This is a genomic window from Glutamicibacter sp. NPDC087344, assembly GCF_044744225.1.
Lineage (GTDB): Bacteria > Actinomycetota > Actinomycetes > Actinomycetales > Micrococcaceae > Glutamicibacter.
Map to the genome: position 1 here is coordinate 32,606 of NZ_JBIUXY010000014.1, position 24,029 is coordinate 56,634.

21 protein-coding genes are annotated in these 24,029 nt (G+C 57.3%); 2 read left to right on the top strand and 19 right to left on the bottom strand.

Translation table 11 applies throughout. From position 1 onward, the window contains the following. Nucleotides 1-52: 52 nt before the first annotated feature. Nucleotides 53-1,393: a type I glutamate--ammonia ligase gene (gene glnA, locus ACIOWL_RS19220; protein ID WP_400388934.1), complete on the bottom strand. Its 1,341-nt coding sequence runs from the start codon at nucleotides 1,391-1,393 to the stop codon at nucleotides 53-55. Between the two features lie 135 nt (nucleotides 1,394-1,528). Here glnA and panB point away from each other — a divergent pair, with 135 nt between their 5' ends. Beyond that, complete coding sequence (gene panB / locus ACIOWL_RS19225; protein ID WP_400388937.1) at nucleotides 1,529-2,365, top strand: 3-methyl-2-oxobutanoate hydroxymethyltransferase; 837 nt, start codon at nucleotides 1,529-1,531, stop codon at nucleotides 2,363-2,365. A 108-nt stretch (nucleotides 2,366-2,473) separates the two neighbouring features. Here the strand turns inward: panB and ACIOWL_RS19230 are convergent, their stop codons facing one another. After that, the gene (locus ACIOWL_RS19230) at nucleotides 2,474-2,665 is read right to left on the bottom strand and encodes an SPOR domain-containing protein (RefSeq protein WP_400388940.1); all 192 of its coding nucleotides are present in this window, start codon (nucleotides 2,663-2,665) and stop codon (nucleotides 2,474-2,476) included. Between the two features lie 132 nt (nucleotides 2,666-2,797). Between ACIOWL_RS19230 and map the strand changes: the two genes are divergently transcribed. Next, complete coding sequence (gene map / locus ACIOWL_RS19235) at nucleotides 2,798-3,673, top strand: type I methionyl aminopeptidase (RefSeq protein ID WP_400388943.1); 876 nt, start codon at nucleotides 2,798-2,800, stop codon at nucleotides 3,671-3,673. Between the two features lie 97 nt (nucleotides 3,674-3,770). Here map and nrdR read toward each other — a convergent pair whose 3' ends face one another. The 17 genes from nrdR to murF form a co-directional block, all read right to left on the bottom strand. Further along, on the bottom strand, nucleotides 3,771-4,259 hold the full coding sequence (gene nrdR / locus ACIOWL_RS19240; RefSeq protein WP_400388946.1) for a transcriptional regulator NrdR: 489 nt from the start codon (nucleotides 4,257-4,259) through the stop codon (nucleotides 3,771-3,773). Between the two features lie 82 nt (nucleotides 4,260-4,341). Continuing rightward, the gene (gene hisD, locus ACIOWL_RS19245) at nucleotides 4,342-5,694 is read right to left on the bottom strand and encodes a histidinol dehydrogenase (RefSeq protein WP_400388949.1); all 1,353 of its coding nucleotides are present in this window, start codon (nucleotides 5,692-5,694) and stop codon (nucleotides 4,342-4,344) included. 87 nt (nucleotides 5,695-5,781) lie between these two features. Then, nucleotides 5,782-9,345, bottom strand: a complete 3,564-nt coding sequence (gene dnaE, locus ACIOWL_RS19250) for a DNA polymerase III subunit alpha (protein WP_400388952.1) — start codon at nucleotides 9,343-9,345, stop codon at nucleotides 5,782-5,784. A 130-nt stretch (nucleotides 9,346-9,475) separates the two neighbouring features. Then, complete coding sequence (locus tag ACIOWL_RS19255) at nucleotides 9,476-10,423, bottom strand: RluA family pseudouridine synthase (protein WP_400388955.1); 948 nt, start codon at nucleotides 10,421-10,423, stop codon at nucleotides 9,476-9,478. Continuing rightward, nucleotides 10,420-10,998, bottom strand: coding sequence for a signal peptidase II (lspA, locus tag ACIOWL_RS19260; RefSeq protein ID WP_400388957.1), 579 nt, complete (start codon nucleotides 10,996-10,998; stop codon nucleotides 10,420-10,422). Before lspA ends, ACIOWL_RS19255 begins: the two co-directional genes overlap by 4 nt. Before the next feature lie 108 nt (nucleotides 10,999-11,106). Then, entirely contained in the window at nucleotides 11,107-11,835 is a 729-nt protein-coding gene (locus tag ACIOWL_RS19265) for a DivIVA domain-containing protein (RefSeq protein ID WP_400388960.1), read from the bottom strand. A 228-nt stretch (nucleotides 11,836-12,063) separates the two neighbouring features. Then, a complete protein-coding gene (locus tag ACIOWL_RS19270) occupies nucleotides 12,064-12,360 on the bottom strand; it encodes a YggT family protein (RefSeq protein WP_400388963.1) in 297 nt (98 codons plus the stop codon). Between the two features lie 24 nt (nucleotides 12,361-12,384). Then, complete coding sequence (locus tag ACIOWL_RS19275; RefSeq protein WP_400388966.1) at nucleotides 12,385-12,936, bottom strand: cell division protein SepF; 552 nt, start codon at nucleotides 12,934-12,936, stop codon at nucleotides 12,385-12,387. A 126-nt stretch (nucleotides 12,937-13,062) separates the two neighbouring features. Continuing rightward, complete coding sequence (locus ACIOWL_RS19280) at nucleotides 13,063-13,782, bottom strand: polyphenol oxidase family protein (RefSeq protein ID WP_400388969.1); 720 nt, start codon at nucleotides 13,780-13,782, stop codon at nucleotides 13,063-13,065. A 20-nt stretch (nucleotides 13,783-13,802) separates the two neighbouring features. Continuing rightward, entirely contained in the window at nucleotides 13,803-14,981 is a 1,179-nt protein-coding gene (ftsZ, locus tag ACIOWL_RS19285) for a cell division protein FtsZ (protein WP_400388972.1), read from the bottom strand. A gap of 216 nt (nucleotides 14,982-15,197) precedes the next feature. Beyond that, nucleotides 15,198-15,932, bottom strand: coding sequence for a cell division protein FtsQ/DivIB (locus tag ACIOWL_RS19290; RefSeq protein WP_400388975.1), 735 nt, complete (start codon nucleotides 15,930-15,932; stop codon nucleotides 15,198-15,200). 32 nt (nucleotides 15,933-15,964) lie between these two features. Next, the gene (murC, locus tag ACIOWL_RS19295) at nucleotides 15,965-17,362 is read right to left on the bottom strand and encodes a UDP-N-acetylmuramate--L-alanine ligase (RefSeq protein WP_400388978.1); all 1,398 of its coding nucleotides are present in this window, start codon (nucleotides 17,360-17,362) and stop codon (nucleotides 15,965-15,967) included. Nucleotides 17,363-17,365: 3 nt separating this feature from the next. Then, on the bottom strand, nucleotides 17,366-18,487 hold the full coding sequence (gene murG, locus ACIOWL_RS19300; RefSeq protein WP_400388981.1) for an undecaprenyldiphospho-muramoylpentapeptide beta-N-acetylglucosaminyltransferase: 1,122 nt from the start codon (nucleotides 18,485-18,487) through the stop codon (nucleotides 17,366-17,368). Between the two features lie 90 nt (nucleotides 18,488-18,577). Beyond that, a complete protein-coding gene (locus ACIOWL_RS19305; RefSeq protein WP_400388984.1) occupies nucleotides 18,578-19,849 on the bottom strand; it encodes an FtsW/RodA/SpoVE family cell cycle protein in 1,272 nt (423 codons plus the stop codon). Between the two features lie 55 nt (nucleotides 19,850-19,904). Next, the gene (murD, locus tag ACIOWL_RS19310; protein ID WP_400388986.1) at nucleotides 19,905-21,461 is read right to left on the bottom strand and encodes a UDP-N-acetylmuramoyl-L-alanine--D-glutamate ligase; all 1,557 of its coding nucleotides are present in this window, start codon (nucleotides 21,459-21,461) and stop codon (nucleotides 19,905-19,907) included. Further along, nucleotides 21,443-22,546, bottom strand: coding sequence for a phospho-N-acetylmuramoyl-pentapeptide-transferase (gene mraY, locus ACIOWL_RS19315; protein WP_400388989.1), 1,104 nt, complete (start codon nucleotides 22,544-22,546; stop codon nucleotides 21,443-21,445). The genes murD and mraY overlap by 19 nt, the downstream gene beginning before the upstream one ends. Further along, nucleotides 22,543-24,000 (bottom strand): UDP-N-acetylmuramoyl-tripeptide--D-alanyl-D-alanine ligase, encoded by a 1,458-nt coding sequence (gene murF, locus ACIOWL_RS19320; RefSeq protein ID WP_400388992.1) that lies wholly within the window; start codon nucleotides 23,998-24,000, stop codon nucleotides 22,543-22,545. The genes mraY and murF overlap by 4 nt, the downstream gene beginning before the upstream one ends. Nucleotides 24,001-24,029: the final 29 nt, after the last annotated feature.

Consider the following 24,029-nt stretch of genomic DNA (forward strand, 5'->3'; position numbering starts at 1 on the left):
GGCGTTATCGTTGACTCCTGACTAGGTGACGCACAGGTGCGCCGGGGATCGTTTAGAGAATCCCCAAATATTTATCCAGTTCGTAAGGCGTAATGATCTGGCGGTATTCTTCCCATTCGGCCCGCTTGTTGGCCAAGAACGAATTGAACACCTGCTCACCAAGAATTTCAGCCATGAGTTCAGACTCCTCCATGGCACGCAGCGCGTCATGCAGGCTGCCGGGCAGCGGCACATGGCCCGACGCCCGACGCTCAGCATTGGAAAGGCTCCAGACATCGTCCTCGGTAGGTTCTTCCAGTTCGTAACCTTCCCGGATCCCCTTCAAGCCGGCACCTAGCAGGCAGGCATAGGCCAGGTAGGGGTTGGCGGCCGAGTCGATGCCGCGGTATTCAACACGCGCACTTTGACCCTTGCCCGGCTTGTAGAGCGGCACACGGACCAATGCCGAACGGTTATTGTGCCCCCACGAACGGTGGCTCGGGGCTTCGCCCCCACCCCACAGGCGCTTGTAGGAGTTCACAAACTGGTTGGTAATTGCGGTCATTTCCTGCGCATGGCGCAAGATCCCGGCGATAAAGGAGCGAGCCACATCTGATAGCTGGTATTCACGCCCAGCCTCAAAGAATGCGTTCACGTCGCCTTCGAACAGGGAGAAGTGAGTGTGCATGCCGCTGCCCGGGTGCTCGGCAAAAGGCTTGGGCATAAACGTGGCATGAATGCCCTTCTGCATGGCCATTTCCTTGATGACGGTGCGGAAGGTCATGATGTTGTCGGCGGTCTGCAACGCATCCGCGTAACGCAGATCAATCTCGTTCTGCCCAGGACCGTTTTCATGGTGGGAGAACTCCACCGAAATTCCCAGCGCTTCCAACGTAGTAACCGAGGCGCGGCGGAAATCCTGACCGACACCATCGGGGACATGATCAAAATATCCCCCGTTGTCAATCGGCTGAGGCCGCCCTTCGGCGTCCAACTCCGAGTTTTTCAGCAGATAGAACTCAATCTCGGGATGGGTGTAGCAGGTGAAACCCATATTCGCGGCTTCGGTCAGCTGGCGCTTGAGCACCTGGCGGGGGTCGGCATTGGACGGCTGGCCCTCGGGAGTCAGGATGTCGCAGAACATCCGTGAGGTCGGTTCGGTCTCGCCGCGCCAAGGAAGTATCTGGAAGGTGGCAGGGTCTGGTTGCAGAAGCATGTCGGATTCGGAGATCCGCGAGAGGCCGTCAATCGATGAGCCGTCGAAGCCGAGGCCCTCTTCGAATGCGTCTTCAACTTCGGCTGGTGCCAGCGCTACCGATTTCAGCGAGCCGACCACATCGGTAAACCACATCCGCACAAATCGAACGTCTCGTTCCTCAATGGTGCGCAGCACAAATTCTTGCTGACGATCCATATTCCACCGCCTTGTAATTCCTAGAGTCCGGCGCCCATTAGGCCCGTAGTAATGTTGACCTGTTGCAAGACTATAACGTTTTGACCCCGTTATTCGTGCAAGCACCGCTTGCACTAAGTGCGATAAAGTCGTTTCATGCCCCAACCATACGCAGCGAACCCTGAAAAAGGCCCGTCCCGCATCCGGGTTCACCATCTACAGCAAGCTAAAGAGCGCGGCGAAAAATTCGCCATGTTAACCGCATATGACGTCATGATGGCCGAGATCTTCGACGAAGCAGGAATCGAAATCCTTCTGGTGGGCGATTCTGCTGCCAATACCGTCATTGGTTATGAGTCCACGTTGCCCATCACCGTCGATGAAATGATCGTGTTTACCAAGGCCGTAGCCAACGGAAGCAAACGCGCCATGGTTGTCGCGGACCTTCCGTTCGGCAGCTACGAGCAGTCCCCGGCCCAGGCGGTTGAAACCGCCGTGAGGCTTATGAAAGAAGGACATGCCCACGCGGTAAAGATGGAAGGAACCGCAGCCTACGCCGAACACGTCCGCGCCATGGTCCTAGCCGGCGTCCCGGTGATCGGTCACATCGGATTCACCCCTCAGTCAGAACATGCCCTGGGCGGGTACCGCATCCAAGGACGCGGAGAAACTTCCGAGATCATGAAGCAAGATGCCCTAGCACTCCAGGATGCCGGCGCATTCTGCATCCTGATGGAGATGGTCCCCAGCCCCGCAGCCGCGGTCATTGACCAGGCACTGGTGATCCCAACCATCGGAATCGGCGCAGGTTCCTCGACCACCGGCCAGGTGCTGGTCTGGCAGGACATGCTGGGCCTGGGTGGGCGACGCACTCCGAAGTTCGTCAAGAAATACGCGGACCTGCGAACCGTAGTCTCCGACGCGGTCAGCGCATACCACCAAGATGTGCTCTCCGGTTCGTTCCCGTCTTCGGAGTACGAGTTCGACAAGTAGCCAAAATCTGGTGGCGCGAGTCCACCAGATACACGTAATCCGGGGTGATACAGCGGCCATTGGCAGCTGAATCACCCCGGAAAGTCGTTTCCCGACGTTTTGAGCGGGTTAGTCGTCCTCGTCCTCGGCGTCCCAGGCGTCGTTGCGTGCCTGAACCTTGTCCATGGCCGTGCGTGCTTCCGCTTCGGTGTCGTATGGGCCCAAAAGCTGGGACCAGTCCGACTGCGCACCTTTTTCAATCGTCTTGGTGTTCACGTTGTACCAGTACTGACCCTCACCGGGGGTTCCCACTGAACTCATCGTCTGCTCCTTCAGCTCGGTCGAAGTCTGCCAACCTCAACGCTAGCGCATCACCCTGGTTTTCCTTGTGACATATGTTCTAAGACCGGCCCGGCAACAAATGGCGGGGGTTGAAAACGCTAGAATACCTGTATGGCTACTGTCTCAACTGCACCAATTGGAAATCTCACCGCGGGCGTTCTCGGCCCACAGCTCCCGGTACCAAAAAGTATTGAACGACCGGAGTACGTAGGTAAAGTTGAGCCGGCAAAGAGTACCGCTTCAGAGGTCAAGAGCCCGGAAGTCATCGAACGCATCCGTATTGCCTCCCGCATTGCGGCCCAGGCCCTGGCAGAAGTCGGGAAGGCCTGCCAGCCAGGGGTCACTACCGATCAGTTAGACCGCATCGGCCACGAGTTTCTCCTGGATCACCAGGCCTACCCGTCCACCCTCGGCTACCGGGGTTTCCCCAAGTCATTGTGCACCTCGTTGAACGAGGTGATCTGCCACGGGATCCCGGACAGCACCGTGTTGCAGGACGGCGACATCATCAACATCGATATCACCGCATTCATTGGCGGTGTGCATGGTGATAACAATGCAACATTTTTGGTCGGAGACGTGGATGAAGAGTCCCGCTTGCTAGTTGAACGCACCGAGAATTCGCTCAAGCGCGCCATCAAGGCAGTCATGCCGGGCCGGGAGATCAACGTCATAGGGCGCACCATCGAAAGCTACGCCAAACGATTCGGCTACGGGGTGGTTCGCGACTTTACCGGCCACGGCGTAGGCGAGTCGTTCCATTCGGGTTTGATCATCCCCCACTACGATGCGGCGCCGGCCTACAACACCCTGATTGAAACAGGAATGGTCTTCACCATCGAGCCGATGCTTACCCTGGGCACCGTTGAATGGGATATGTGGGCTGATGACTGGACGGTGACCACACGAGATAAAAAGCGCACCGCGCAATTTGAGCACACCTTGTTGGTCACCGATTCGGGTGCCGAAATCCTGACCCTGCCCTAGCAGCAGGCCGCTGGAGCAACAACAACGTTAAAAGGCGTTGGGCTGAACCCTTCTTCTTGCTTGGGTTCAATCCAACGCCTTTTTCATGCAGCTAATTTCAGTCGGCCGTCAGTGGGCGCTGAGTTCCCTGCGGGGTGGAACTGCGCTGGTCACGCAGCTTCTCCATGGCAGCCTCAAAATCCGAAAGTGACTGGAAATTGTGATAAACGCTGGCAAAACGCAGGTAGGCAACCTCATCTAATCGAGACAGCGGATCGAGGATCGCCAAACCCACCTGATGTGCCGGAATTTCTGCGGCCCCCGAGGTCCGCACCGCCTCTTCAACTTCCTGGGCCAAGATTGCCAGGTCATGATCCGTGACCGGTCGTCCCTGGCAAGCCTTGCGAACACCGTTGATCACCTTGTTGCGCGAAAAAGGCTCTACCGCACCAGACTGTTTCAGAACACTGAGGCTTGCGGTCTCAATGGTGGTAAATCGGCGAGAACACTCGGTGCACTGCCGGCGCCGACGAATGGAGACGCCATCATCAGCAACTCGACTATCAACCACACGAGAATCTGCATTGCGGCAATAAGGGCAGTTCATGACACCTCCAACTCACTACTAAAACTGAATTTCACAGGGTGCACCTTCCGAAATTCATACTTGTCATGTATAAGTTTAGCGCTTAGTTCGCTTGACGCACGGCGACCGCGTCCCCGTGGGCCGGAAGGTCCTCCGCATTGGCCAAATTGATCACGTGCGCAGCCACGTCACCCAGGGCAGAGCGATCATAGTTGATTACCTGAACGGCTTTCAGGAACGTGTTCACGTTCAGTCCCGAGGCGTGCAGTGCGGTACCGCTGGTCGGGAGCACGTGATTCGATCCCGCGCAGTAGTCGCCGAGGGAAACCGGCGCATAGTCGCCAACAAAAATAGCGCCTGCAGCGGTAATCCGAGCCGCGTCCTGTGCGGGGTTCGCGGTCATGATCTCCAGGTGTTCGGCGGCGTACGCATTACAAACCTCGACCCCCTGATCCACAGAGTTCACCAAAATGATTGCCGACTGGCTTCCCGACAGCGCCTGCCGAACACGTTCACTGTGTTTGGTGCTTGCGACCTGAGTAGCCAGCTCATTGCGCACAGCGTCAGCCAATTCCGGTGAATCCGTTACCAGGACCGCCGCCGCGTTGGAGTCATGTTCGGCTTGCGAAATCATATCCGCCGCAACAAAGCTCGCCTTGGCCGTGCCATCGGCAAGAATCGCAATCTCGGTAGGCCCGGCCTCCGCGTCAATTCCGACAACGCCCTTCACGAGGCGTTTGGCCGTTGCCACAAACACGTTTCCGGGCCCGGAAATCACGTCGACCGGTTCGATGCCACCACGCGGGTCGCCAGGCATGTCTACACCGTAGGCAAAGGCGGCTACCGCCTGCGCCCCACCCATTGCATGAACTTCGGTGATCCCCAGCAGTTTTGCGGCAGCCAGAATGGTCGGGTGCGGCAGGCCGCCAAATTCTTTTTGCGGGGGGCTGGCCAAGGCGAGAGAGGTAACTCCTGCGGCCTGGGCTGGAACGGTATTCATGATGACCGACGAAGGATAAACTGCCAGCCCACCGGGGACATAGAGACCCACCCGGCGCACCGGTACCCACCGCTGCGTTACGGTGCCGCCATGGCTGTAATCAACCACCGTATCCGCTGGCACCTGAGCTGCCGCGAAGCGACGGGCCCGGGAGATCGATTCTTCCAGAGCCTGGCGAACCTCGTGATCCAGCTGTTCAAGCGCCTTGTCCAGTTCGCTCTGCGGCACCCGGGTATGCTCCAAGTCGACCTGGTCGAATCGTTTGGCTAGCTCCTTGAGTGTGTCCATCCCGTGGGTGCGAACGTCATCAATGATCTGCTGGACCGTTTCGGCGGCGGTCTGCGAGTTGATGGCAGGACGCGGCAGGTTGGCTTTGAGCTGAGCGTAGCTGAAGTCCTCGGTGCGCCAGTCAAGGGTTGCTAGTTCGGAAAATACGGTTACTGGATTGGAAGTCACAAACCTATTTTAACGCCGATAACCGGGTGCGGCATCCATTGGTTACCTCACCCGGTCATTTGGCGCAGAACAACAATTCGGTGTGTCTTACACGTCCAGACAGTGTGGGCCGAGAAGAACCTTGAGATCACCAAACAATGCCGGGTTCGGATTCACTCGGAAGTTCATCCCCAACCGCATCAGCGAGGTTCCACGGCTTCCGGTGAGTTTCACCCGAACTTCGGTATTCCCGCTGTGAGTACGCAGCACATCACCCAGCTGTTGAACCAGGGATTCCGTGGCCTTGTGCGTTGGGATTCCGATAACCACAGGGCCGCCGTTGGCATCCTCTGACAGCTCGGGAATCATCATTTCCTGCGCATTAAGCGTGATCGAACCGTCATCACGACGCTGCACCCGGCCCTTGACAACCACAATGAGGTCATCGGCCAAGATCTCAGCGATCGGTTGGTAGGCCTGCCCGAAAAACATCACTTCCATAGAACCGGAGAGGTCTTCCACCTCGCACCGCGCATACGGGTTGCCACTCTTTTTGGCGATGCGTCGTTGCAAACCGGAAATCATGCCGGCAATGGAAATGATATGGCCGTCCTGCGGGCCGTCGTCTGAGAGCACGTGGGTCACTGACATGTCGGCATACTGCTCTAGCGCCGACCCCAAACCCTGCAGCGGGTGATCCGAGACGTATAGGCCCAGCATGTCTCGTTCGTAGGCCAGCTTTTCCTTTTTCTCCCAGTCCGGGAGGTCGGGAACCGCAACGGTCATCGCATCCGATGCCTCGGAAGGATCCAACGCGCTGAACAGGTCAAACTGATTGGCCGCCTCGTTGCGCTTAAGCTGAATTACCGAATCGACGGCTTCTTCGTGGATCGCCACCAGTGCACGGCGCGGGTGGCCCATCGAGTCAAAGGCACCAGCCTTGATCAACGACTCAATGGTTCGTTTGTTGCACACCACCGCGGGGACCTTGTTCAAGAAGTCGCTGAAGTCCTTGTAGGCACTCTTTTCCTCGCGTGCTTGGACCATGCCGTCCACAACGTTCGAACCGACGTTTCGGATGGCGCCCATACCGAAGCGGATATCCTTGCCCACCGGAGTAAAGGTCAATGCTGATTCATTAACATCCGGGGGAAGCACCGTGATACCCAAGTGGCGACACTCATTGAGGTAGAGTGCGAGTTTGTCCTTGTCGTCACCCACCGAGGTGAGCAGTGCGGCCATGTATTCGGCCGTGTAGTGCTCCTTGAGATACCCGGTCCAGTAGGAGACCACGCCGTAGGCCGCCGAGTGCGCCTTGTTGAAGGCGTAGTCGGAGAATGGCAGCAGGATATCCCACAGTGTTTGCACCGCTTCATTGGAATAGCCATTGTCGTTCATGCCCTGCTTGAAGCCTGCGAACTGTTTATCCAGTTCAGACTTCTTCTTTTTACCCATGGCACGACGCAGAATATCCGCTTGGCCCAACGAGTAGCCGGCGAGCTTCTGCGCGATGGCCATAACCTGCTCCTGATACACAATCAGGCCGAAGGTTCCGCCAAGGATATCTGCCAACGGCTCTTCAAGCTCTGGGTGGATCGGTACCACCGGCTGAAGTTTGTTTTTGCGCAACGCGTAGTTTGTGTGCGCGTTAGCGCCCATGGGGCCCGGGCGGTACAGCGCGAGCACAGCGGAAATGTCTTCGAAGTTATCCGGGCGCATCATCTTCAGCAAGGAGCGCATGGGACCGCCATCAAGCTGGAACACGCCCAGTGTGTCGCCACGGGCCAAAAGCTGGTAGGTGGCAGGATCATCTAGCGGAAGGGTCTCAAGATCAAGGTCAACGCCCTTGTTGGCTTTCACGTTCACCAGTGCGTCGGAGATGATCGTGAGGTTTCGCAAACCGAGGAAGTCCATCTTGATCAGCCCCAGGCCTTCACAGGTCGGGTAGTCAAATTGGGTGATGACCTGACCGTCCTGGATGCGGCGCATGATTGGAATGACGTCGATAATTGGATCCGAGCTCATGATGACACCGGCCGCGTGCACACCCCATTGGCGTTTCAGGCCTTCAAGCCCCTTGGCGGTTTCGAAAACTCGTTTTGCTTCGGGGTCGTTGGCCACGAGGTTACGGAAGTCCCCTGCCTCCGCATAACGTTTAGAGTCAGGATTCTCAATGTCGTTCAACGGGATGTCTTTCGCCATGACCGCCGGCGGCAATGCCTTGGTGAGTGATTCACCCATGGAGAATGGGTAACCCAATACTCGCGAAGAGTCCTTCAGGGCCTGCTTAGTCTTGATGGACCCGTAGGTCACGATCATGGAAACGCGTTCGTCGCCGTACTTTTCAGTCACGTATTTAATGACTTCGGACCGGCGGCGATCATCGAAGTCGACGTCGAAGTCGGGCATGGAAACACGTTCCGGGTTCAGGAAGCGCTCAAAAATCAGGCCATGAACCAGTGGGTCAAGGTCGGTAATACGCATAGCGTAGGCAACCATGGAACCCGCACCGGAACCACGGCCCGGACCAACACGGATCCCGTGGTCTTTGGACCAGTTAATAAAGTCCGCCACCACCAAAAAGTACCCGGGGAAACCCATCTTGATGATGACATCAAGTTCAAAGTCGGCCTGCTTGCGGGAAGCCTCCGGAACACCATTGGGGTAGCGGTAGTGCAGCCCCTTGTCTACTTCCTTGATCAGCCAGCTCGTCTCGTCTTCCCCGGGCGGGCAGGGGAACTTCGGCATATAGTTAGCGCTGGTGTCAAAGGACAGGTCGACCCGGTCTGCGATCTCCAGGGTGTTGTCACACGCTTCGGGCAGCTCTTTAAACAGTTCACGCATTTCACGGGAGCTCTTCAAGTAGTAGCCGGACCCGCTGAAAGCGAACCGGCTGCCGCCCTGGTCATAGGTCGGTTCATCGAGCGTTGATCCAGAGTTGATGGCCAACAAGGCTTCGTGCGCTTTGGAGTCTGCCTCGTGGGTGTAGTGCAGATCGTTGGTAGCAACCAGCGGGATGCTCAGTTCCTTGGCCAGTCGCAGCAGATCGGTGGTGATGCGGCGTTCGATTTCCAGGCCGTGGTCCATGATCTCGCAGAAGTAGTTTTCTTTTCCGAACAAGTCCTGGAATTCAGCTGCCGCGGCCTTGGCTGCATCATATTGACCCAAACGAAGTTTGGTTTGCACTTCACCCGAGGGGCAACCGGTAGTGGCGATCAGGCCTTCATGATGCTCGTTGAGCAATTCGCGGTCCCAGCGTGGATACTTGCCGAAAACCGAGTCCAACGACGCGCGCGACGAACCCTTAAAGAGGTTGTCCATGCCCTTGTTGTTGTAGGAGAGCAGGGTCATGTGGTTATACAGACCGCCGCCGGAAACATCGTCGCTCTTTTGACGTTCCTCGGTACGCCATTTAACACGAGTTTTGTCGTTGCGGGCCGTGCCCGGGGTGACGTAGGCTTCCACGCCGATGATCGGCTTAATGCCGGCCCCGGTAGCCTGACGCCAAAAGTCGAAGGCACCAAAAAGATATCCATGGTCGGTAATCGCCATGGCTTCCATACCCTGGCGATTGGCCTCGGCAAAAAGTTCGCCTAGTCGGGCCGCACCGTCCAGCATGGAGTACTCGGTGTGTGTATGAAGATGGACAAATCCGTCACGTGTCGCGCTCACCAATCCAGTCTAGCGCTGCGACAGCTGAAGTCCTGCGACCTTGAGACATCTGTGGGAAGAGATACAGCCACCTGGCGGTCTGCTCCAGGCGGCTGTATCGATAAATGAAATTTCGGCGGAGTTCCGAGTCTTAGAAGTTCCCCTCGCGGAGCAATTCGAGGGCCCCTGAAAGGTCCGAGGGGTACTCGCTTTCGTACTCGACCCATGCTCCGGTGCCAGGATGCTCGAAACCAAGTCGTTTGGCATGCAGCCACTGACGGGTTAATCCCAGCGCGGCCCCCAATTTAGGATCTGCCCCGTAGGTCTGGTCCCCGGCGCAGGGGTGGCCGAAGGCAGAGAAATGCACACGGATCTGGTGAGTTCGACCTGTTTCCAGGTGCACTTCAACCAGGCTGGCACGGCCGAATGCCTCAATGACTTGATAATGGGTTACCGAGTCCCGTCCACCCTCCAGCACGGCGAACTTCCAGTCGTGGCCCGGGTGCCTACCAATCGGGGCGTCAATGGTGCCTTCCAGCGGGTCGGGCAGGCCTTGGACCACCGCATGATAAATCTTTTTGGGTGTGCGCTCTTTAAAGGCTCGTTTCAAAGCGGTGTAAGCGCGTTCGGTCTTCGCAACAACCATCAGGCCGCTAGTTCCCACGTCCAGTCGGTGCACAATGCCCTGACGTTCAGAGGCACCCGAAGTTGAAATGGTGTACCCCTCCGCCATGAGTGCACCAACGACGGTGGGACCAACCCAGCCAGGAGATGGATGCGCGGCGACACCTACCGGTTTATCGATGACTACATAGTCCTCGTCGTCGGCGATGATCTTCAGATCTTCCACGGATTCCACCCTGATTTCCAGCGGGTCAGCCTGCGCCGGAATGGATACCGAAAGCCTGTCTCCCGTTTTGAGCTTTAGTGACTTGGCAATAGTTTTCCCGTTAACCTGCACCCGAGAGTCTTTGCAGAGGCTGGATGCGACGGTTCGTGAAATTTGCAGCGCCTTGGCCAGATAGGCATCCAGGCGTGAACCGCTATCAGCTTCATCAACCGTCAGATCATGGTGCGCTGCATCCACTGTTGGGCTCATGCCGCCGGCTTATCTTGGTCGTCGTCTGGTCGGCTCGCACTCTGGTCCTTGGACTTCTCGCCGACGGTTCCATCCAGGTTGATGCCTCGGATGAGCATGTAGGCAACCACAATCATCGAACAAACGATAAATGAGTCGGCAACATTGAATATTGCGAAGTTGGTGACCGAGAACATGTCTACCACGTGGCCAAAGCCCAATCCAGGGTCTCGGAATATCCGGTCGATCAGGTTTCCCAGCACGCCACCTAGCAGGCAGCCGAGCACGATCGCCCAGCTGCGGATTTTTACCCGGCGGAACAGCAGATAGGCAACAATGACTGCAACCGTTGCCTGCAGAATCGCAAAAACGATGGTGAAGTCTTCCCCCATGGAGAATGCCGCGCCAGGGTTCAGGATGTAGTGAATGTCGAAAAATCCAGGGATCACTTCAATGGACTCGCCAAGCTCCATATTGTTCTCGACCCACAGTTTCACCCCCTGGTCCAAAACCACGGCAATCAAGGCGATCATCAAACCGAGTCCGGTGTAGCGTTTGGCCTTCGAGGCGGCGCTACCCGCTTGTGATTCACTCACGGAGTTACCCATTAATTCCTTTTAAATGTCATCGGTGGCACCCGAAATAATTCGGGCACCACCGATGATCTTACTTTATGACCAGTTCAAAGATTGAACTGCAAGCAGTTAGTTAGCCTTGCCTGCTGCGCCATCGATCGAACCCTGCGACTCAAGATCACGCAGCTGTCCTTCAATGTAGGTCTTCAGGCGAGCACGGTAATCGCGCTCGAAACCACGCAACTGCTCAAGCTTGCGCTCCAGAACCGACTTCTGCTGCTCAAGGGCAGACAGGGTCTTGCGGCTCTTTTCCTCGGCCGAAGTGACCAGGGAGGTTGCCTCGGTCTTGGCGTCAGAGATGATCTTGTCGCGCTGCTCAACACCGGATGCAACGTACTCGTCGTGCAGGCGCTGGGCCATGGCCAGAACGTTGGCTGCAGACTCAGCCGACGGTGCCACTGCTGGCGCTGCAACAGGAGCAGCTTCAACCTTCTTCTCTTCTGCCGGCTTAGCAGCAGGAGCAGCTTCAGGCTTCTTCTCTTCTACCGGCTTAGCAGCAGGAGCCGGAGCTGCCTTTGCTTCCTCGGCAGGCTTAGCTTCAGGCTTCTTCTCCTCAGCTGGCTTAGCAGCTGGAGCAGCGGAAACCGGAGCGGGAACAGCCTGTTCCTTGGCTACAACGTTTGCGTCTTCGCCGAGTTCGCTTAGGCGACGGCGGAGAGTCTCGTTTTCACCGGTTAGGCGACGCAGCTCCACCACGATCTCGTCGAGGAAGTCATCTACCTCGTCTTGGTCGTAGCCTTCACGGAACTTGGTCGGCTGAAAGCGCTTATTGACTACGTCTTCTGGCGTCAAAGCCATTGGGTCACCTCAATGCTGGGATCATTTCCGTAGAGCTTTTGACTAACCCTACGGAACACTTACCGTTCTTCAGTGTCGCGACCGGTGAAGTCGGAGCACTATTTCCTAAAGGATATAACGATTTGGACACTAAATACGAAATCGAGTCTTCACCCGAGTCTCTTTTTCTTTGAATCTACCTTGAAAGTTCCGAGCCCACAATCCCCTCAGTGGAGGAAAACGTCCTACTCAGATACCAGTCGTGGCGCCTAGATTGCCGACAACGATCTTGGCAATCATGACGACGATGAAAAAAATCAAAAACGACAGGTCAAGGCGGATTCCACCTAGATCTAGCGGCTTGATCTTTCCTCGGAGCCATCTCAATGGTGGGTCGGTTATCGATACGACAACCGATGCGACCACCAATGCAATACCCTTGGGCCGCCAGTGGCGGGCAAAGTTTTCAGTTATATCCAGCACAATTCTCATCAGAAGCAGAATCTGAAGGATCGCTAAGGCGAGATAGATAATCCCGAACACCATTTTTGTGCGCTCGCTCCTGGCGTCTTAGCTCTGGTTGAAAAAGGTTGCTTGGGCTTCGGACTGCTTACGGTCCTCTCCCAGGACCTCGACGGTTGACGGCGAGAGCAGGAACACCTTGTTGGTGACACGCTCAATCGATCCGTGCAACGCGAATACGAGGCCAGCAGAGAAGTCCACCAAACGCTTGGCGTCGGTTTCACCCATGTCGGTGACGTTCATAATCACCGGAATCCCGTCACGGAAGTTCTCACCGATGATTTTGGCATCGTTGTAAGAACGAGGGTGCACGGTTGTAATCTGACGCAATTCGGAATCCTCATCCCTCACTGAAGGGGCACGCTTGATGGGGGTCACCGGTGCACGGTATTCGGCATCCGGTTCTGGGGCTGTTGGTTGCGGAGCAGCCACGCGAACTACTGGCTGCGGGCGCGGGGATTCAGCGGGGCGCTTCGGAGCCGGATCTTCGACGACTCGGACCGCAGGCTTCGGCTCAGACTTTTCCACCACAGCCTCTTCGTGCTCGACGGCATCCGCCAAGCCGAGATAGACCATTGCCTTACGCAGTCCGTCAGCCACGATATTTCTCCTAGGTTGTCCCGTTCATGCACCCCATGCATGATTCCGCTACTTCGACGCTACCGCACAGAATTCGGGTAGCAATGTTCATTCGAGATTTTCTCGCCGGTGTGTCGCGAGCGGGTTCTAAACGCGCCAGACAAGTCCGGCCAGCCGTCCCGATTGAGTAGATCTTCGGTATGAAAAGAATCGCTCATCTTCCAAAGTGCACACTCCGGAAAGTTGCACAGTGACTTCAAGTTCTCCAAGCTCAGTTGCTGCCGAGGCAGGAAGGTCCAGTCCATCGGTTCCCCACGAAGTCCGCGTTCTGATACCGGGCCTCAAGGTTTCGGACTCTACCGCCATTTGTTGCGGGACCTCATAACACTTCCCGCAGATCGAAGGGCCAATAGCCGCCTCAATCCGATCTGCTCCCAGGCCACGCAGTTCTAGCACGGTTTTGGTCAAGATTCCGTCGAGCAGTCCTCGACGCCCTGCGTGAGCAACACCTGTCACCGTTTGGCCGGTAGTTGAATTGAGCCCGACAAAAAGCACCGGGAGACAATCCGCGACCATCACTGCCAGCGACTCGCGTCCGCTGGGATCCACCAGCGCGTCACAGGTCGGCGCCGCAGGCTCGCGCCATGAGGTACGTCGCGCACTACCGACCGTGTGGATGAGCGTGGAGTGAATCTGATTCATGAAATGTAACGAAAAACGTCGAACCCCGATCGAGTTTTCCAGTTTGGCGCGATGCTCCTCCACGCGGTGGGGGTCATCGTTCACATGCAAGGCGAGGTTTCCCTCGGCCTGCGTAGTGAATGCCAGCTGGATGCTCGGATCGAGGTTCGACGCGAAATGTAGCACAGCTCAGCTTCCTGCTGTTGTTACTTCAGGAAGTCCGGGACGTCCAGGTCATCGTTTGAACCATTCAGGTCCGAGTCGACAACGTCTGGCAAGTCCTGGAATGGATTCTGCTCGGCAGCGGGCTTTTCAGCAGGAGCCGGGGTAACCGGTGCCGCTACCGCAGGGGCAACAGGAGCAACGGGTGCAGCTGGCTCTGCTGCACGGCTCACCGCTGGTTTGGCTGCAACTGGAGCCATCGGCTTGCTGGTCACATCGGGCTCGTCGAAGCCAGCTGCAATCACGGTCACGCGGGCTTCATCACCCAGCGCATCGTCAATGACTGCACCGAAAATGATGTTTGCTTCTGGGTGAGCAACTTCCTGCACCAAACGTGCCGCCTCGTTAATCTCAAACAGCCCGAGATCCGAACCGCCCTGGATGGACAGCAGCACACCGTGCGCGCCGTCAATCGAAGCTTCCAACAGCGGCGAAGCGATTGCCAGCTCGGCCGCCTTGACCGCACGGTCTTCACCGCGAGCCGAACCGATACCCATCAAGGCAGAACCAGCGCCCTGCATGACCGACTTCACGTCTGCAAAGTCGAGGTTGATCAGACCAGAGGTGGTGATCAGGTCGGTGATTCCCTGCACGCCCGAAAGCAGTACCTGGTCCGCCTGGCGGAACGCATCCAAAACCGAGACGTTGCGGTCCGAGATGGACAGCAAACGATCGTTAGGGATAACGATCAAGGTATCAACCTCGTCGCGCAAAGCTTCGATGCCAGACTCTGCCGAGTTGGCGCGTCGACGACCTTCGAAGGTGAACGGGCGGGTGACCACACCAATGGTCAGCGCACCCAAGGAGCGAGCGATGCGGGCAACAACCGGTGCGCCACCGGTGCCAGTGCCACCGCCTTCGCCTGCGGTGACAAAAACCATGTCGGCGCCGCGAAGGACGTCTTCGATCTCTTCAACGTGGTCCTCGGCCGCCTGACGTCCAACCTCAGGGTTGGCGCCTGCGCCCAGGCCGCGAGTCAGCTCACGTCCAACATCCAACTTAACGTCGGCGTCACTCATGAGCAGTGCCTGTGCGTCGGTGTTGATGGCGATGAATTCAACGCCCTTCAAACCGACTTCGATCATACGATTGACTGCGTTTACACCGCCACCGCCGATACCGACGACTTTAATGACCGCGAGGTAGTTCTGTGGAGCTGCCACGTCCCGCTTCCCTTGTTAGATGTGCTACATGTTTCCGACCCAACAAAAACCTTCACCTTTAGCCTGAAGGTTAGGTTAATGTCAAGCGATCGTTATTTAGAACGCTATGAGCCGTATGGTCTTTACGCAACAACCGCCTAGGCGTGTCGCGACTTGAAAACTATCTTTCCAGAATTTTTGCCCAGAATGTTCATCCCGCGCCCAAGCCCGTTGCACTTAATAGGTCACCGGGTTTTCAGGGTTGGAGACGTCGATGGTCTTCTTGGCATCGGTGTCATCCTTCTCATTATTCAGGAATATCTGTGTCACCTGATTTTTCAAACCAGCTTTCTCGCCGTCGCCCCAGATCAGTGTACGCTTCTGCGGCAACGCCAATTCCATGAATCCGGCCTCGGTCAACGACGCGGTGGAAACCTGTTCCAAGACCTTGGCGTCTACTCCGCTGAGGATCGACGTTAACAACTTAAATTTCTCGGGATCCTTGGTGGCATCCGAAGCCTTGATTTTGGGCAACTTTGTTTCGTCCTTGGCACCAAGCTTTTTGAGTTTGGCTCCGGTTTCCGAGACAAGGTAGTTCGTTTTCCCATCCACCAAAATCGCCACTGGCACCGCCTCGTGGATCTCTACGACCAAGGTGTCGGGCATTTGGGCGCGAACCACGATACTCTCGATGGCTGGCTGATCCCCCAGCAACGATTCGACCTTCGACTCAGAGATCCGCGGAAGCGGGGTCCCCTCCAACGGCGCCAAGGACTCAAGCAGCTTCTCCTCGCTGAGCAACTTTGTCCCGTTCACTTCGATCGTTTTGGCAGCGAGCACCGGGGAGAAACTCAGCACCAACACGACGACAAGGCTCAGCAGCACCACGACGGCGCCACCGATGAGTACGATCTTGCGACGTTTCTTCTCCGGGCTGGGAGGAAGCTCAACGACCTTGCTGGATTCGTCCATGGGTTCCTTGAATAACGATGGTTGGCTGAGGTTTAGGACAGCGCGTCGAGCAGTTCCGCGCCGAGATATGTGACATCACCGGCACCGACCGTCATGATCACATCACCAGGCACCACGTTTTCCACCACGTGCGCCACCGCCGCTTCCGGAGTGAACACGTGCGCCGGGACCTGAACACGTTCGGCAATCAATTCGCTGGTGACCCCTTCGATGGGCTCTTCGCGTGCCGGATAAATCTCAAGCAAGGTAACGCTGTCGGCCAACGACAAGGCGCTGGCGAACTGTCGATAAAATTCCTTGGTCCGTGAAAAGAGGTGCGGCTGGAACAGCACGTGCAGTTTCCCCTCACCGGCCATGGCGCGACCGGCTTTAAGGGCGGCGGTTACTTCCGTCGGGTGGTGAGCGTAATCGTCATAAACTCTCACTTCATCCACTTCGCCCTTGAATTCGAAACGCCGTGCCGCACCGGCGAAACTGGCCAGGGCCTGCAAAGCGTCATCAACATCAAGCCCGGCATCGATTCCCACCGACAGCGCGGCGGCGGCATTGAGCAGGTTGTGCTGGCCGGGAACAGCAAGGTTGAGGGTGCGTTCTTCTCCGCTGCCCCATTCGATCGTCGCGGCAAAACGTCCGTTATCCAGAGCCCGTGCATCGCTCAGCCGGCGATCGGCATGATCGGAGAAGCCGTAGGTCTGTACCCGCAGATCTGGGCGGCCCTGCCGCATCTTGTGTGCCAGTTCGTTGGCACCGGGATCGTCCGCGCAGCAAATCAGCAATCCATCCTCCGGCAACAACTGAGCGAAATCAACAAATGCCTGATGCACCGCCTCAGCGGTGCCGTAATGGTCTAGGTGGTCCGCCTCGATGTTGGTCACGATGATGACATCAGGACGGTAGTTCAAAAACGAAGCATCCGATTCGTCTGCTTCGGCAACAAAGTATCCGCCATGGCCCAACTCGGCGTTGGTGCCCAGGCTAGGGATGTTTGCTCCGACGGCGAAACTAGGTGCTGCGCCGATGTTTTTCAGCATGTGCGCGGTCAACGACGTAGTGGTGGTTTTGCCGTGTGTTCCAGCGATCGCGACCACTTTCTGGTGCCCGCGCATAGTTGCTTCCAGGCCCTGGGAACGGTGCAGGATGTGCAGTCCGCGACGTACGGCTTCATCGTATTCGGGGTTCCCCGCCTTGATGATTGAGGAAATCACCACAGTATCCGCATCACCGAGATTCTCCGGAGCATACCCAACATGTATTCGAGCACCCCGCGCCCGCAGGTCATCCATGACCGGCAAGTCTTTGGCATCAGACCCCGACACGGTCAACCCGTAGTCCAGCATGAGTCGAGCGACGGCAGAGACGCCGACACCGCCAACACCCATCAGGTGTACCTTGCCCAATTCGGCAATGAGCTCCTCGGCTCGCTTCGACATGTTTTAGCCTTCCTGCCCCGAGCGTACCCGGGATGAAACTTCCGTGATGATCTTTTGCGCCATGATTTGTGCGGCATCGCGTCGTCCAAGCGACGAGGCCGCGTGCGACATCGTTTCCAGTTTATGCTGATCGGTCAGCAAAGGGATGATATTCGCACCGATATAGGCAGCGGAAAAATCCTTGTCGTCAATCAGCAACGCGCCACCGGCCTGCACCAGTTCCTGGGCGTTAAGCTTCTGCTCGCCGTTGCCAATGGGCAGCGGGACCAAGACAGAGGGAGTGCCCGCAACTTCCAACTCGCACACGGTTCCCGCACCCGACCGGCAGACCATAAGATCCGCCGCCGCGTACGCGTAATCCATACGATCAACGTATTCGACCTGTGTATAGCCTTCGTGGCTCAACAGCATTCCGGCGTCGTCTGTCAGCTGTTTCCCACGACCGGTGATGTGCACCGTGCGGATGCCAGCGGCATTCAATTCCTGAAGGCTCTGTGCGATGGCCGTGTTCAGGCTAAGGGCTCCTGAGGAGCCGCCGGTGACTAACAGCACCGGGCGCTCATCGGTCAGTCCAAAGTGGGCGCGAGCTTCGTCACGAAGGCTGGAGCGGTCCATGGTGGCAACGTTTGAACGCATCGGCATTCCAACTTGTTCCTCTAGGGGAAGCCCGGTGCCTGCAAAGGTGGTCCCCACGGCGACGGCGTGCTTCGCGCCCAGCTTGTTAGCCATTCCCGCTTTTGAGTTCGCCTCATGTACAAAGATCGGTACGCCGAGTTTTTTTGCGGCAAGATAAGCCGGGGTGCATACATACCCACCGACACCCAGCAAAGCCTGCGCATTGCTTTCACGCATCACCGCTTTGGCCCGGTTGATTGCCTTGAGGAAGCGGAATGGAAATTTGATCAGATCCAGGTTGATGCTACGCGGCATGGGAGCTTTGGGAATCAGTTCCAAAGGGTATCCGGCCTCTGGAACAAGCTTGGTTTCCAAACCGCCAGGTGACCCAAGAGCGGTAATTTGTGCTGTTGGGTGTTCATGCTTAACTGCGTCGGCGATCGCCAACATAGGCGAAATGTGCCCGGCTGTGCCGCCGCCGGCGACAACTAGTCGAATCGGTTCGCTCATGGTGTAGATCTACTCCTCGGGTTGGTACGCAAGATAGTGCAAGGGTGAAGCCGCGGATGTTGTGCTGATGCGGCATCCGAACGTTCAGGATTAGGCTTTTGGTTTTGGTGTGTTGGTGGGGTTGAGCATCTGTTGCTTCTTTTGCTCTCGTGCTGAGGAAAGGACGAATCCCATGGCCAGCATCACTGCGAGCATGGCAGAGCCGCCCGAAGAGATAAACGGCAACGGCACACCGATCACCGGAAGCACTCCGGAAACAGTGCCCAGGTTGACGAAAGTCTGACCGATAATCCAAGCAATCAAACAGCCCATCAGGACTCGGGTATAGAGGTCGGTGGCGCGCATGGCGATGCGATACATGGCCAGAGCAAGAATTGCGAACAGCGCCAGTACAAAAAGCACCCCGACAAACCCGAATTCTTCACCAAGGATGGAGAAGATGAAGTCGTTTTGCGCTTCAGGCACGTAGGACCATTTCAAACGGGACTGTCCTGGGCCGACTCCGAACCATCCACCGGAGGCGAAGGCATGCAAACCCATGTTGGATTGGTAACACTGGTCACCGCTACCGCAGTCCAATCCCAGCCAAGCTAGGATACGTCCGCGGCGATTGGCCGACGCCATGACGGCAACCGAGAGCATCGCGAAACCAGCCACCCCGAGGCTCAGCAGCCATTTCATCCGCAGTCCACCAAGAAACATGGCGGTAGCTAGGATCATGATCAGCACCAGGGCTGTTCCCACGTCCTTGCCGAGCATCACCAAAAGAAGGATCCCGGCACCAACCGGTGCGAGCACCGGGACAATCAAATGTTTGACGTCGCTGAGCAGGTTTTGTTTTTTCTCAAGCATAAATGCAGAAAAAACTGCCAAGGAGAGTTTGGCGAATTCGCTGGGCTGCAAGCCGATGGTGGCGGTTATTCGGATCCAGTTGCGGTTACCGAGCACTTCGTGTCCCAGGGGTGTGAAGGCCACCAAGCACAGCAGGATCACCGCCGCCCATACCGCCGGCCATGCCAAGCGTTTGAGTTTGAACGGGTGGATAAACTGCATGACCAACATGCAAACGATACCCGCCACTGCAAAAAGCGCCTGCGACACTGCCACGGTAAAACCGTTGCGTCCGGCGGCAATCGCTTCCACCGAGGCGGATGACTGGACCATGATGACACCGAACACCGACAAGAACGTGGCTGTCACTAAGACCAACCAGTAGTCGGTGGAGGCCAAGCGGGCGCTGGCCCGTTCCACCCCTCCAAGGATCCCGCCTGGGGAGCCTTTGCCTGGCTTCTTCTTGGGGGCAGTGGTATTCCCAGAATCATCCTGGGCGCCCTGCGGCGTCTTGCGCTCCTTGGTCACCACCAATGCCCCCGTCTGTTGTTGCTTTCCGGATCGCTCCGAAATGTCGTACTAGCTGTTAATCATTTGACTGTTGATCCGTGGACTTACTATCCATCAGATCACCGACAGCGCCGATAAATGCGTTGCCACGCTGGGCATAGGAGCTGAACTGGTCCATGGACGCCGCAGCAGGTGCCATCAGCACGGTATCCCCCGGCTGCGCAATCTTTCCTGCCGTGCGAACCGCTTGTGCCATCACCTGGGCGCCGCTGGGAAGGACACCGGATTCGGTGTGCAGCGTTGCGGTGATGTCCACTACCTCGACCTGCGGCGCGTGTTCGGCCAGCGCCTCACGCAACCCTTGGATGTCGGTACCGATCAGCAAGACGGTGCGTAGCCTCGCGGCATGCTTGGAAACCAACTCGTTGTAGTCAACACCTTTGGACAAGCCACCAGCGATCCACACCACCTTGGTGAAGGCTGCAAGCGAAGCATCCGCCGCATGCGGGTTGGTCGCCTTGGAATCGTTGATCCACAAGATGTCGTCGCGTCGGGCGACCGCCTGGATGCGGTGTGCTCCGGCATCGAATCCGCTCAGTCCGCGATTGATCGCTTCCGGTTCCACACCCAACGCAAGAGTCAGTGCCGCGGCGGCGGCGGCGTTCGCCGCGGTATGGCGAGGAACAATTTCGCCGATGTCTTTCAGCGCGATCAGTTCTACCGCATTGGTACGCCGATCCTCGATGAATGCGCGGTCAACCAGCAGATCTTCAACCACACCGACCATGGACACCGCAGGTGTGTCGGTTGTAAAACCGATGGCTCGGCAACCTTCGACAACGTCCGCGTTTTCCACCATTTTCAAGGTGGCCTCATCAGCATCGTTGAAGATCGCGGCGACCTGGGCACGCTCGTAAATCTTGGCCTTGTCTGCCTTGTAGTTCTCAAAACCGTCATGCCAGTCCACATGGTCTTCGGCGATATTCAATACCACCGACGCGACCGGCGACATGCTGTGGGTGTAGTGCAACTGGAAGCTGGATAACTCCACAGCGAAGGCGTCATAGTCCACCGGGTCGCGCACCGCGTCAAGAATCGCGGTGCCAACGTTGCCCACGGCGATTGCTTTCAAGCCGGCGGCCTGCAAGATCGATTCGGTCATGCCCACGGTGGTGGTTTTGCCGTTGGTGCCGGTGATGGCCAACCATTTAGGAGCGGTCCGTCCTTCACGGTTCTGCACACGCCAGGCGAGCTCGATGTCGCTCCACACCGCAATACCGGCTTCGGTGGCTTCGGCAATCACTGGGTGACGCGGGTTCCACCCCGGCGAGGCAAGCACCAGGTCCGGCTGCTGCTCCTGCACCAGGGGAAGGTGCTTAACATGCTCGGTCCCCAGAAGCACCTGGTGGGCGCCGACGATCATCAGGGTTTGACCGCGTTGCTGATTCAGTTCGTCGTCCCGGCCGTCAAGAACGGTGACAATTGCCCCCAGCTCAATCAACGTGTCTGCTGCGGAGAATCCGGATAAGCCCAGGCCCGCCACGACAACCCGCAGCCCTTTCCAGTTCGAATCCCAACTGGTTAGTTCGGCCAGTTTGTCATTGCTGTTTACACTCACAGTGCGACAACCCATTCGGAGTAGAAGATTCCCAGACCGGCGGCGACAAAGAGGCCTGCCAGGATCCAGAAGCGGATAACTACGTTTTCTTCGGACCATCCCGAAAGTTCAAAGTGGTGCTGCAGCGGAGCCATCTTGAAAACGCGTTTGCCCCCGGAAAGCTTGAAATAACCAACCTGGATGATGACCGACAGTGAGATGATCACAAACAGGCCGGCAATGACAACCAGCAGCAGCTGGGTGCGGGAAAGGATTGCGAAGGCGGCTACGGCTCCACCAATTGCCAGCGAACCGGTATCCCCCATGAAGATCTTTGCCGGTTTGGCATTGAACCAGAGGAACCCGATGAGTGCGCCGGAAAGGATTGCGCCAAGCATCGCCAAGTCTTGAGGATCGCGTACCGAATAGCACACGTCCAGTGCGTTGGCGTTGGCACAAGCCTGATTCTGCTGCCAGATACCCATCAGCGTGTAGGCGCCAAACACCATGATGGAGGCACCAGTTGCCAGTCCGTCCAGACCGTCGGTCAGGTTCACGCCGTTGGTGGTGCCGGTGACAATCAGGTTTGCCCACAGCACAAACAGGATCAGACCAACCATCGGGCCGGCGAACGCCAGATCGATATTGGTGTCACGCAGGAATGAGATGGCGGTGGACCCCGGGGTCAGGCCCTGATCGTTGGGGAACTGCAGGGCCAAGATCGCAAAGCTGATACCCACGATGGCCTGAAGTACGATCTTCTGCCAGGCACGAAGACCCAGTGAACGTTTCTTGAAGATCTTGATGAAATCATCTAGAAAACCGACCAGCCCCATGCCGCCAAAGAGCAGCAGGACCAGCAGCCCGCTGGCGGTGATGCCCGCGCTGGAGCGGCCCAAGAGCCCCAAGATTGCATGGGTGAGGAAGTAAGCGATGAATACTGCCAGTACGAAAACCACACCACCCATGGTGGGAGTCCCGGACTTGACCGCGTGTGTCATCGGACCGTCGTCGCGGACCACCTGCCCATATTGCTTTTTGGTCAGCAGTTTGATGTACAGCGGCATGAACACCACGGTCAAGAGCAAGGCAATGCCTGCTCCTACGATTAATGCGATCATGCGGTCTCGCCTTCCTTAACGAATGCTGCAATGTCATCACCTAGGTGGCGTAATCCGGCACCGTTCGAGGACTTGAACAAAACAATGTCTCCTGGCTCCAACTGTTGTTGCAGCAGGGTGCGAGCTTCTTCCACATCTTGAACGTAGTAGGCTTCATCGCCCCAACTACCTTCAAGCACCGCGGAGTTATAGGCGGCCTTGGCTCCACGCCCAACCACCACCAACTTCTTGATGTTCATTCGTACCGCCAGACGACCCAGCAAATCGTGCTGGTGGATTGATTCATCCCCCAACTCCAGCATTTCGCCAAGCACTGCCCAGGTGCGCCGTGCCGGTGACTGATCACCGGGCAGGCCCAACTCGGCCAGGGTCACCAGGGCCGCACGCATTGATTCCGGATTGGCGTTGTAGGCATCGTTGATGATGCTTACCCCGTCGGCACGTTCAATGCGCTCCATTCGCCAGCGGCTGCCTGCCTTGCGCTTGTGCAGCACGCGGGCAATGAGTTCTGGCTCGATATCCAAGGCGTAGGCGGCATTGGCCGCACCGAGGATGTTTGTCACGTGATGGCGACCGAGCAGGCCCGAGGTAATACGCTGGGAATACCCGTTGGGGAACTGAAGGGTGAGTTCAGGTTGACCCTCGGCATTTACAAGCACGTCGGCTGCCCAGACGCCTGCGTTCTGGGCCGGAGGATTTCCACTGCCGAAGAAGCGAACCTCGCCCGAGGCACGTGAGGCCATGCGGGCTACCCGGGGGTCCTCCTCGTTCAGGATGGCGATTCCGTCGGCGTCCAAGGCCTCAACAAGTTCGCCCTTGGCCCGCTCAATATTCTCTACTCCGCCAAACTCGCCGGCGTGCGCGGTACCGACACATAAAACCACCGAAACCTTAGGGTGGACCATATCGGTGAGATAAGTGAGGTGCCCGATTCCGGTGGCACCCATTTCAATCACGAAGTACTTGGTCTCTTCGGTCGCGTTGAAGACAGTTAGCGGTACGCCTACTTCTCCGTTGTAGGAGCCAATAGGTGCGACGGTTGGTGCAACCTCACCGAGGATGGCAGCCAGCAGATCCTTGGTTGTGGTTTTGCCGGCCGAACCGGTGATGCCTACCACCACCGCATCGTTTTTCCGCTTCAGATAGGCAACGATATGGGCCGCGATCTGGCCCATCGCTTCTACCGCATCCGGGACAATAATCGCCGGGTGTTCACGGCGATTCTCGTCGAGGGTCACCCGTTCAGCCAATGCCAGCACGGCCCCGGAGGACAGTGCCGCATCGATAAAGGTATGGCCGTCGGAAAATTCTCCGGGCTTGGCAACAAAGAGTGAGCCTGGTGAGACATCACGGGAATCGGTGGTCGCCGAGGTGACCAGCGTGTCGGGGGCGACAGTTTGCGTCGCCTTACCGCCGGTGATGCTCAGCAGGTCGGTCAAAGACAGTTCAATCATGGCATTAAGGACTTTACACTCGGGCGATG

Bases quoted from the DNA above. Each gene is read 5' to 3' on its own strand.
- glnA (WP_400388934.1), bottom strand. From the start codon at position 1,393: ATGGATCGTCAGCAAGAATTTGTGCTGCGCACCATTGAGGAACGAGAC.
- panB (WP_400388937.1), top strand. From the start codon at position 1,529: ATGCCCCAACCATACGCAGCGAACCCTGAAAAAGGCCCGTCCCGCATC.
- ACIOWL_RS19230 (WP_400388940.1), bottom strand. From the start codon at position 2,665: ATGAGTTCAGTGGGAACCCCCGGTGAGGGTCAGTACTGGTACAACGTG.
- map (WP_400388943.1), top strand. From the start codon at position 2,798: ATGGCTACTGTCTCAACTGCACCAATTGGAAATCTCACCGCGGGCGTT.
- nrdR (WP_400388946.1), bottom strand. From the start codon at position 4,259: ATGAACTGCCCTTATTGCCGCAATGCAGATTCTCGTGTGGTTGATAGT.
- ACIOWL_RS19255 (WP_400388955.1), bottom strand. From the start codon at position 10,423: ATGAGCCCAACAGTGGATGCAGCGCACCATGATCTGACGGTTGATGAA.
- ACIOWL_RS19265 (WP_400388960.1), bottom strand. From the start codon at position 11,835: ATGGCTTTGACGCCAGAAGACGTAGTCAATAAGCGCTTTCAGCCGACC.
- ACIOWL_RS19270 (WP_400388963.1), bottom strand. From the start codon at position 12,360: ATGGTGTTCGGGATTATCTATCTCGCCTTAGCGATCCTTCAGATTCTG.
- ACIOWL_RS19290 (WP_400388975.1), bottom strand. From the start codon at position 15,932: ATGGACGAATCCAGCAAGGTCGTTGAGCTTCCTCCCAGCCCGGAGAAG.
- murC (WP_400388978.1), bottom strand. From the start codon at position 17,362: ATGTCGAAGCGAGCCGAGGAGCTCATTGCCGAATTGGGCAAGGTACAC.
- murG (WP_400388981.1), bottom strand. From the start codon at position 18,487: ATGAGCGAACCGATTCGACTAGTTGTCGCCGGCGGCGGCACAGCCGGG.
- murD (WP_400388986.1), bottom strand. From the start codon at position 21,461: ATGGGTTGTCGCACTGTGAGTGTAAACAGCAATGACAAACTGGCCGAA.
- mraY (WP_400388989.1), bottom strand. From the start codon at position 22,546: ATGATCGCATTAATCGTAGGAGCAGGCATTGCCTTGCTCTTGACCGTG.
- murF (WP_400388992.1), bottom strand. From the start codon at position 24,000: ATGATTGAACTGTCTTTGACCGACCTGCTGAGCATCACCGGCGGTAAG.